10 protein-coding genes are annotated in these 9,133 nt (G+C 33.0%); all 10 read left to right on the forward strand.

What is annotated here, in order from left to right; translation table 11 throughout:
• Nucleotides 1-169 precede the first annotated feature (169 nt).
• On the forward strand, nt 170-829 hold the full coding sequence (locus tag ACH2BG_RS04125; RefSeq protein WP_395046452.1) for an adenylate/guanylate cyclase domain-containing protein: 660 nt from the start codon (nt 170-172) through the stop codon (nt 827-829).
• A 160-nt stretch (nt 830-989) separates the two neighbouring features.
• Complete coding sequence (locus ACH2BG_RS04130; protein WP_395046453.1) at nt 990-1,616, forward strand: Crp/Fnr family transcriptional regulator; 627 nt, start codon at nt 990-992, stop codon at nt 1,614-1,616.
• An 813-nt stretch (nt 1,617-2,429) separates the two neighbouring features.
• Nucleotides 2,430-3,848, forward strand: a complete 1,419-nt coding sequence (locus ACH2BG_RS04135; protein ID WP_395046454.1) for a rhodanese-like domain-containing protein — start codon at nt 2,430-2,432, stop codon at nt 3,846-3,848.
• 25 nt (nt 3,849-3,873) lie between these two features.
• On the forward strand, nt 3,874-4,188 hold the full coding sequence (locus tag ACH2BG_RS04140) for a rhodanese-like domain-containing protein (RefSeq protein WP_395046455.1): 315 nt from the start codon (nt 3,874-3,876) through the stop codon (nt 4,186-4,188).
• Between the two features lie 62 nt (nt 4,189-4,250).
• Entirely contained in the window at nt 4,251-4,556 is a 306-nt protein-coding gene (gene trxA / locus ACH2BG_RS04145) for a thioredoxin (RefSeq protein ID WP_395046456.1), read from the forward strand.
• On the forward strand, nt 4,553-4,858 hold the full coding sequence (locus tag ACH2BG_RS04150) for a DUF202 domain-containing protein (protein ID WP_395046457.1): 306 nt from the start codon (nt 4,553-4,555) through the stop codon (nt 4,856-4,858). Before trxA ends, ACH2BG_RS04150 begins: the two co-directional genes overlap by 4 nt.
• Before the next feature lie 94 nt (nt 4,859-4,952).
• On the forward strand, nt 4,953-6,473 hold the full coding sequence (locus ACH2BG_RS04155; protein WP_395046458.1) for an MFS transporter: 1,521 nt from the start codon (nt 4,953-4,955) through the stop codon (nt 6,471-6,473).
• Between the two features lie 368 nt (nt 6,474-6,841).
• Nucleotides 6,842-7,411, forward strand: a complete 570-nt coding sequence (locus ACH2BG_RS04160) for a YeeE/YedE family protein (protein WP_395046459.1) — start codon at nt 6,842-6,844, stop codon at nt 7,409-7,411.
• A 10-nt stretch (nt 7,412-7,421) separates the two neighbouring features.
• Nucleotides 7,422-7,919 carry a DUF6691 family protein gene (locus ACH2BG_RS04165; protein WP_395046460.1) on the forward strand — a complete coding sequence of 166 codons (498 nt, stop codon included), beginning with the start codon at nt 7,422-7,424 and terminating at the stop codon, nt 7,917-7,919.
• A gap of 634 nt (nt 7,920-8,553) precedes the next feature.
• On the forward strand, nt 8,554-9,133 hold a 580-nt coding region (locus tag ACH2BG_RS04170), incomplete at its 3' end, for a type IIL restriction-modification enzyme MmeI (RefSeq protein ID WP_395046461.1).

Below are 9,133 nucleotides of genomic sequence, written 5' to 3' on the forward strand. Positions count from 1 at the left end.
GATTATGGCAATTTCATCTGCTGTTTCAGCGATACTTGTTTTTTTATTAGCCTTCGGAATGTACAGACGTTATAAATTCATAAAGAAAACAAATGTTATTATTGAAGAACAAATGAACCGGTCAGACCACTAATTGCTTAATATTCTTCCCGAGGAAACAGCGAACGAGTTGAAACAAAATGGAAAAGTACTAGCCAAAAAATTCGAATCTGTGACAGTTTTATTTGCTGATTTCGAAGGATTTACGCATTACTCAGAAAGGTTATCACCAGAGAAATTGGTAGAAAGTGTGGACTATTATTTTTCGAAATTTGATGAAATTATGGCGAAATATGATTTAGAAAAAATCAAAACGGTAGGAGATTGTTATATGTGTGCGGGAGGATTACCGTTTGCAACAAACGATCATGCTTTTAAAATGATTCATGCTGCTTTTGAAATCACCCAATTTGTTACGGATTCAAAAAATAATAATCCTCTAAATCATACCCGTTTTGAAGTACGCATCGGAATTAATTCTGGACCAGTTGTAGCTGGAGTCGTTGGAACAAAGAAATTTGCGTATGATATTTGGGGAGATACGGTAAACATTGCATCTCGCATGGAAAATAATTCAGAACCTGGTAAAATTAATATATCTGAAAACACTTACGAGTTGATTAAAGAGGCTTTTAACTGTGAATATAGAGGCGAAATTGAAGTTAAAAATAGAGGTATGATGAAAATGTACTTCGTTAGTGATTTTATATGCGAAAATAAAATGCTTGATCATAAAAACTTGCGAACTACCCAACACGAAACAATTGTTTTTAATAATAAAAGTAAATGAGGATATGAATAATTTGAAAAAAAATTTATCAATAAAAAAAATGTCTAAAAAATAACCAATGGTTAATTGTTTCAATTGATTATTTTAAAAAATTAAATTTGACTAATTTTGTTACAACTTGATTAATCTAAATTACTCTATTTAGTATAAACTGCACAAAATGATCCTAAACCTTAAAAAACGATTCCCATCGTTTTCGAATGCACTTATAGAAGATATAAATTCCAATGCACTTGATCAATCTTTTGTTGCAGGCGATGTCATAATGAGAACGGGTCAGTATATAAAAAATACAGTATTAGTTTTGAGCGGAAGCATCAAGATTTATCGCGAAGACGAAGATGGCGGAGAGTTTTTTATGTACTATTTGAAACCAGGTCAAGCGTGTGCAATTTCTATGATTTGTGCTTCAAAAAATGAACAGAGCCAAATTATGGCAAAAGTGGTAGAAGATGTAGAGTTGGTTATGGTTCCTTTATCACTCATGGATAAATGGATGATGCAACACCGTAGTTGGTACGAATTTGTAATTGACACCTACAGAAGTCGTTTTGAAGAAGTATTAGAAGTCGTCGATAGTATAGCGTTTAGAGCGATGGATGAACGTTTAGAGTTTTATTTAAAACGACATAAAAATGCTTGCGGTTGTGCAGATTTAAAATTATCACATCAAGAAATTGCTACTGAATTAAACACCTCACGAGAAGTAATTTCTCGATTACTCAAAAAATTAGAACAACGTGGTGCACTAAAATTGCACCGTAATCACATCGAACTATTAAAATAAAGTACTTGTGTGATAAAAGCTATAAATCATGAAATTTAAACTGCCAATATTTACAGTATAAAATTTTACAATTATGGAATACATAGGTTTTTTTGCATCAATATTTATTGGTTTTGCGCTAGGGCTAATAGGAGGCGGTAGGTCAATATTAACTGTACCTGTTTTAGGTTGTTTAATTGCTATTTAGCAAGTTGTAGCCACTTCTTACTTGTTATTTATTTGTTGATTTAACTAGCGTTGCTGGTTCTGTTGGCTATTTCAAAAAAGTATTAGTTAATATTAAACAGCTATTGTTTTTAGAATCCTATCAATTATAGCTGTTTTTACAACTCGTACTTTGATTGTACCAGCGATACCAAAAGAAGGTTTTACAATTGGCGATTTTGCTGTTACCAAATGTATTTTAAATACTGTAGCTTCTTACAGAATGATAAAATAGAAAAAAAACTAATGTTGCTGACAACGAAGAATAACAAAAATTCAATTATCCATTAATAGTAATTGAAGGTGAAGTTGCCGGTAATCTTGCAGGATTAGTAAGTGTTGTGTGAGTGTTCATAAACATTTAGTATTAGTAATTTTTATTCACAATTTCTGATTGTGAAATTATCGGAATAGTTACTGGAACGGCTTTATCCAAAATATAGATTAGGCAAAATTAAAAACTTATTTTGGTTGGTTTTGGTTATCAATATCATAATCAAAGAATTATTTTTCCCATAAAAAAAGGTTATGTGATAATTGTTACAATTAAAGCAAAAATCAAATACTAATTTTGTTTAACAATATTAAAAAATAGTAAACAACAGTACAATGAAAATCGAACAAATATATACAGGATGTTTAGCTCAAGGAGCTTATTATATCACATCCAATGGAGAAGCAGCAATCATTGACCCTCTTCGTGAAACGCAACCTTATATGGACAGATTAGAAAAAGACGGGGTAAAATTAAAATACATTTTCGAAACCCATTTTCATGCCGATTTTGTTTCTGGTCACTTAGATTTAAGTAAAAAAACAGGAGCATCTATCGTCTATGGTCCACATGCTAAACCTGACTTTGAATTCATTTCAGCAAAAGACCATCAAGTTTTTGAAATTGGAGATATCAAAATAAAAGTATTGCACACTCCAGGTCATACAATGGAAAGTACCACGTATTTATTAATTGATGCTGATGGAAACGACCACGCCATTTTTTCAGGAGATACTTTATTTTTAGGTGATGTTGGTCGTCCCGATTTGGCACAAAAAGCAGCTCACATGACACAAGAGCAATTGGCTGGATTGTTATTCCATTCCTTGAGAGATAAAATTATGACCTTGGCTGATGACGTAATTGTTTATCCAGCGCACGGTGCCGGTTCGGCTTGTGGAAAAAATATGAGCAAAGAAACGGTAGGTACCATTGGTGACCAAAAAGCAACTAATTATGCCTTGCGCTCCAACATGACTGAAGCCGAATTTGTCAAAGAAGTTACTGATGGTTTATTGCCACCGCCAGCTTATTTCGGAATGAATGTAGCCATGAACAAAAGCGGAATTGAAAGTTTTGAAACGGTTTTCAATCAAGGTATGAAAGCTATCAAGGCTACCGAATTTGAAGTGGTTGCTGAAGAAACTGGCGCATTAATTTTAGACACTCGAAATAATGGCGATTTTGCAAAAGGATTTATTCCACAATCAATAAACATTGGTGTCGATGGCGATTTTGCTCCTTGGGTTGGTGCTTTAATTGGCGATGTCAAACAACCTATTTTATTAGTAACCGATTTAGGTTTGGAAGAAGAAACAGTAACTCGTTTAACTCGTGTTGGTTTCGATAACGTAATTGGCCATTTAAAAAATGGCTTTCAAGCTTGGGCGGCAGCTGGTTATGATGTTGATACGGTAAACAGAATAACTGCCGACGAATTTGAGGCAGCAGTAAAAATTGGCGAAAGCAAAGTTATCGATGTTCGTAAAGAAAGTGAGTACGAAGCAGAACACGTCGAGGAGTCTTACAGCCGTCCTTTAGCAGCTATAAATGAATGGGTGAAAGACATCAATCCAGAAGAACATTTCTTTATGCATTGTGCTGGTGGCTATCGCTCTATGATGGCAGCATCAATATTGCTAGCTCGCGGTTACAGAAATTTTTCTGAAATTGAAGGTGGTTACAATGCCATTGAAAAAACAACTGTTTCTAAAACCGATTTTGTGTGTCAAAGTAAAGTTTTAAAAGTATAATTTAATAATCATAAAAAAATAAGATATGGGAATTTTCACTACTATATTTGGCGGAAATAATAACGAGAATTTAGCAACATTAGTAAAAGAAGGAGCGTTTTTGGTAGATGTCCGTTCTCCTGACGAATTTGCTGAGGGTAATGTAAAAGGTTCAACAAACATTCCTTTAGACCAAATTGCTGTAAACTTGGATAAATTTAAAGGAAAAGAAAATATTGTCGTTTTTTGCCGAAGTGGTAACCGTAGCGGTCAAGCCAAAAGTATATTAGAACAAAATGGTTTTGTAAATGTTACTAATGGTGGCACCTGGCAAGATGTGAATACTATATTAAAAAAATAAGCACTTTATGTACTATGGGTTTTGCTAGCTATGGCTGTTCAATTCCAAAAAAAAACAAGAAAATGAGTAATTTCAATGACATTATAAATTCTGAAAAACCAGTTTTGGTAGATTTCTTTGCCACTTGGTGTGGTCCTTGCCAAATGCTTTTACCTGTTCTAAATCAAGTGAAGGAAAGTCTTCAAGATCGTATTACAATTATTAAAATAGATGTAGACAAAAACCAAACATTGGCACAAAAATACCAAGTTCGCGGAGTCCCTACTATGATGCTTTTTCAAGACGGTAAACAACTATGGCGACAATCTGGGGTTCTAACCAAAGAAGAAATAATCAAAATCATTCTTGATAAAACCAACTCCAAATGAACAACCAGAAACCTATCAACAAAGATTTAATTTTAAGAGAAAAATTGGCATTACAACGAACTGTACTTGCTAACCAATCTACTTTTTTAGCATTTTTGCGAACTGCAATGTATTTTCTAATTGCAGGTTTAAGTCTGAAAAATGTATTAAAAATCGAAAATAGTATTGCCATCGAAATAGTTTTATTTGCAGTTTCGGGTATTATTTTCTTAATTGGAATTGTTAATTATTTCAAACATAAAAAATCAATTTTAGAGAACAAAAAACATATAGGAGATTATCAATTAGAATATTATGAGTGAAGAAAAATATGGGGGATTTACTACTTGGTAAAAACTAATTGGACAATAAATAGCAAGCCTGTACGGAATTGTTTAAGATTTTAAAAAGACAAAATTGAAAAAAGATATCATAAAACTCGGTCTAAAAGAAAATTGGAAACAATTTACAATTCTGGTTATCATCAATGCTTTTGTTGGTGCAATGGTTGGAATGGAAAGATCGATTTTTCCAAAATTTGCTGAAGTTGAATTTGGAATGGCTTCCAAAACAGCTATTCTTTCATTTATAGTAGCATTCGGAGTTACTAAAGCCATTACGAATTATTTCACCGGAAAATTAGCCAATCGATTTGGGAGAAAAAATTTACTTTTATTTGGTTGGTTTTTAGCCATTCCAGTACCTTTTATTTTAATATATGCCAATTCTTGGAACTGGGTAATTTTTGCTAATATTTTGTTAGGCATTAGTCAAGGCTTGACTTGGAGCAGCACTGTGGTAATGAAAATAGATTTGGTCGGCGAAAAAGACAGAGGTTTTGCAATGGGACTAAACGAGTTTGCTGGCTATTTTGCTGTTGGAGTTGTAGCGTTTCTAACAGGGATTATAGCCGAAAAATATGGTGTAACCCCTTATCCTTTTTATCTTGGAATTGGAATTTCGATAGTAGGATTTTTGCTTACGCTACTTTTTGTCAAAGACACTCGTCATTTTGTACATATAGAAGCTATTTCTAGTGTAGTAAATCCAGAAAAACTAAATAATGTTTTTATCCAAACTACTTTCAAAAACAAAACATTAAGCGCAGTAACACAAGCAGGATTGGTGAATAACTTAAATGATGGTATGATTTGGGGATTATTGCCAATCATTTTATTCACAATGCATTATAATACAGCAAATATTGGAATTATAACAGCTATATATCCTACGGTTTGGGGAATTGGTCAATTGTTTACAGGTAAAATGTCTGATATTTATTCAAAAAAGGCAATGCTTTTTTGGGGAATGTTAGTACAAGGTATTGCCATTATTGCCATTCCTTTTTGTAGTGTTTTTTATCAATTGGCACTAGTCTCAGGACTTTTAGGTTTTGGAACGGCTTTGGTTTATCCAACTTTTTTATCGACAATTGCAGGTGCTACTAATCCTTTTCAAAGAGCAGAAAGCATTGGTGTTTTTAGATTATGGAGAGATTTAGGGTATGCTATTGGAGCAATAATCTCGGGAATTACAGCCGATGTATTTGGAATAGAATATGCCATTTATTTGATTGGAATACTAACAATAATTTCATCAATAATTATAAAAGTGAGAATGCCAAACGACACCAAAAAAAGCATCGATTGTATAGAAGTAGAAACGGTGAAGGAACTAATTGGAAATAATATGATATTTCAAATAATTGATGTTCGTTCTAAAGAGGAATTTGACAATTATCATATTGAAGATGCAATACATATTCCATTAGATGCTTTAAAAGAAAATAGTGTTTTATTGAACAGGAAAAATCATTATGTAACTGCTTGTGGCAAAGGAGGTGGTCGATCTATAGACGGTGCAAAATTATTTTCCGATTTAGGATATAAAGCCAATTGGCTTTGCGGTGGAACAAATGAATGGATGGATGTAAAATAGTTTTTAAAAATAGATATAAATGACACATAAAATAGGGTGGTTGTTTGAATAGTTTAAAAACGGCACTACTAAAAATTGAAAACGTAACCGAAGTCGAAATCGATAAAAGAAACAGATACCATTGCTGTTATTTTTGATATAGATAGAGCTGTTTTTGTAAATACATTATCCACCTTGGGTTATCTCAAAAAAGGATGTACACACTTTTACATAAAGGAAAATCTTTTGTGAGTTGCGTTGTTGGTAATTTAACTTAATAAAATAGTAAAGGAAGTGTTTGAGAAATCAAGCACTTTTTTTGTTATGTGACAAAGGTTACAAACCAGGTCTTTTTTTTAGTTCAAATTTGCATCATAAAATTTTAAATTATGGAAATTATAGAATTAATCAAACAACCTTGGGCTTGGTACATTGCTGGTCCATTAGTAGGTCTTACCGTACCAGCATTATTAATTTTAGGAAACAAAAATTTTGGTATTAGCGCCAATTTACGTCATGCTTGTGCCGCTTGTTTACCTGCCAACATTTCGTTCTTTAAATACGAATGGAAAAAAGAAATTTGGAATATGTTTTTTATAGGCGGGATTCTAGTTGGAGGTGTAATTGCTTTCCATTTTTTATCCAATCCAAATCCAATAATCATCAATGACGATTTAAGAACAGAATTAGCAACTTATGGTATTACAAATATTGACGGAATGTTACCATCAGAAATTTTCTCTTGGGAAAATCTATTCACACTCAAAGGATTTTTAATGATGGTTGTGGGAGGTTTTATGATAGGTTTTGGCTCGCGTTATGCCGGTGGTTGCACAAGTGGTCACGCAATTTCGGGTTTGTCAAATCTGCAAGTACCATCACTAGTTGCTACTTGTTGCTTTTTCGTAGGCGGACTCATAATGGCAAACTTTATTCTTCCTTACCTACTTTCACTTTAAAAAATACAATATGAATAATATAGATCAAAATACAGATTTTGAAACACGTTCTTTAGACACAATTTGTATAAACGAAAGTCATTTAGAACACAAATGGTACCACAACACTAAATACCTAATCGTAGGTTTATTGTTCGGCATTGTATTCATCAAAGCCGAAATTATCAGTTGGTTCCGCATTCAAGAAATGTTCCGTTTTCAATCCTTTCACATGTATGGTGTTATTGGTAGTGCTGTTGTGGTGGGAATGATTTCCGTTTTTCTTATCAAAAAGTTCAATATAAAAACTATTTATGGAGAAAAAATAGAATTTCACGATAAAAAATTCAACAAAGGTCAAATAATTGGCGGACTTATTTTTGGTTTAGGTTGGGCTATTACTGGAGCATGTCCTGGTCCAATTTTCGCTCAAATAGGAACTGGAGTAACCGTGATGCTTGTAACTTTATTCTTTGCTATTGTTGGGACTTGGGTATATGGTTATTTTAGAGATAAATTACCTCATTAATTAGGTTAGGAAAATAGTAGCATGATGAAATTGAACTGAAAACATTAATTTAAACCAAATATTCCGATTGCGCAAATTCGCAATCCGTGACCACATAGTATATCGATAAAGTGAGAAAAAAATTGGTCTTGACAATTGGAATCTGTTGGGATCGCAAATCGTGTTATCGGATTTTAATTAATGAAACCAATCAATTCCAGCATCCTATCAAATGTATGTACTACTTTAAGTTTCAAATCAATCAGCTACGAATTTCAAATCTTTGAGTATAAGGTTCGAATTTAGTCCTGTACCGTTTACTTAAAAACCCACTGTAAGCAGTGGTTTTTTTGTTTTTACACCTTTTGTACATTATAATTTCCTACATTTACGACTATTAAACACCACATTTTACAACAAGTTGCCTATTTTTTGCAAATAAATATGAAACGCGTTACTGTATAGATAAAACCATAATGGTTGCTTCTAATGTTTAAAATAATTCACAGAATTTAAAGTACTGTAAGCGAGATAATACATCTGTAAATGATTGCCAAAACAAGTTTCTTTGCAGCTGCACAGCACAGTTTCTAGTGAGCGATTGCAAGGATAGGGTAGAAGTACTATAAAAATTTAAGATTAAAAATTCATAATTATGGCGTTAAGCTGGAACGAGATTAAAGATAGAGCTGTTCGGTTTTCTAAAGAATGGAAAGATACTACCAATGAAGAAGCTGATGCTAAACCGTTTTTAGATGCTTTTTTTGAAGTTTTTGGGATAACTCGGAAAAAGATAGGGACTTTTGAGCACAGGGTAAAAAAACTCTCAGATGCAGATGGATATATAGATTTACTCTGGAAGGGAACCATCTTAGTTGAAATGAAAAGTCGGGGTAAAAACCTGGATAAAGCTTTTCAGCAGGCTATTGATTATACGCACGGATTAAAGCAAAACGAATTACCCAAATACGTTTTGGTATGTGACTTTCATATTTTTAGGCTTTATGATACTGAGGAACAAACTACTGTACAGTTTACGCTTGATGAATTAGTTCTCAATGTTCAAAGTTTTGGTTCCATACTTGGGTATCAAAAGAAAACCTATAAAGAGCAAGATCCTGCGAATATCAAAGCTGCAGAATTGATGGGTAAACTGCATGACCGATTAGAAGAAATAGGGTATGAAGGGCATCCTTTAGAAGTGTATTTAGTTCGAATATTGTTTTGCTTGTTTG

The organism is Flavobacterium sp. (genome assembly GCF_043779715.1).
Classification (GTDB): domain Bacteria; phylum Bacteroidota; class Bacteroidia; order Flavobacteriales; family Flavobacteriaceae; genus Flavobacterium.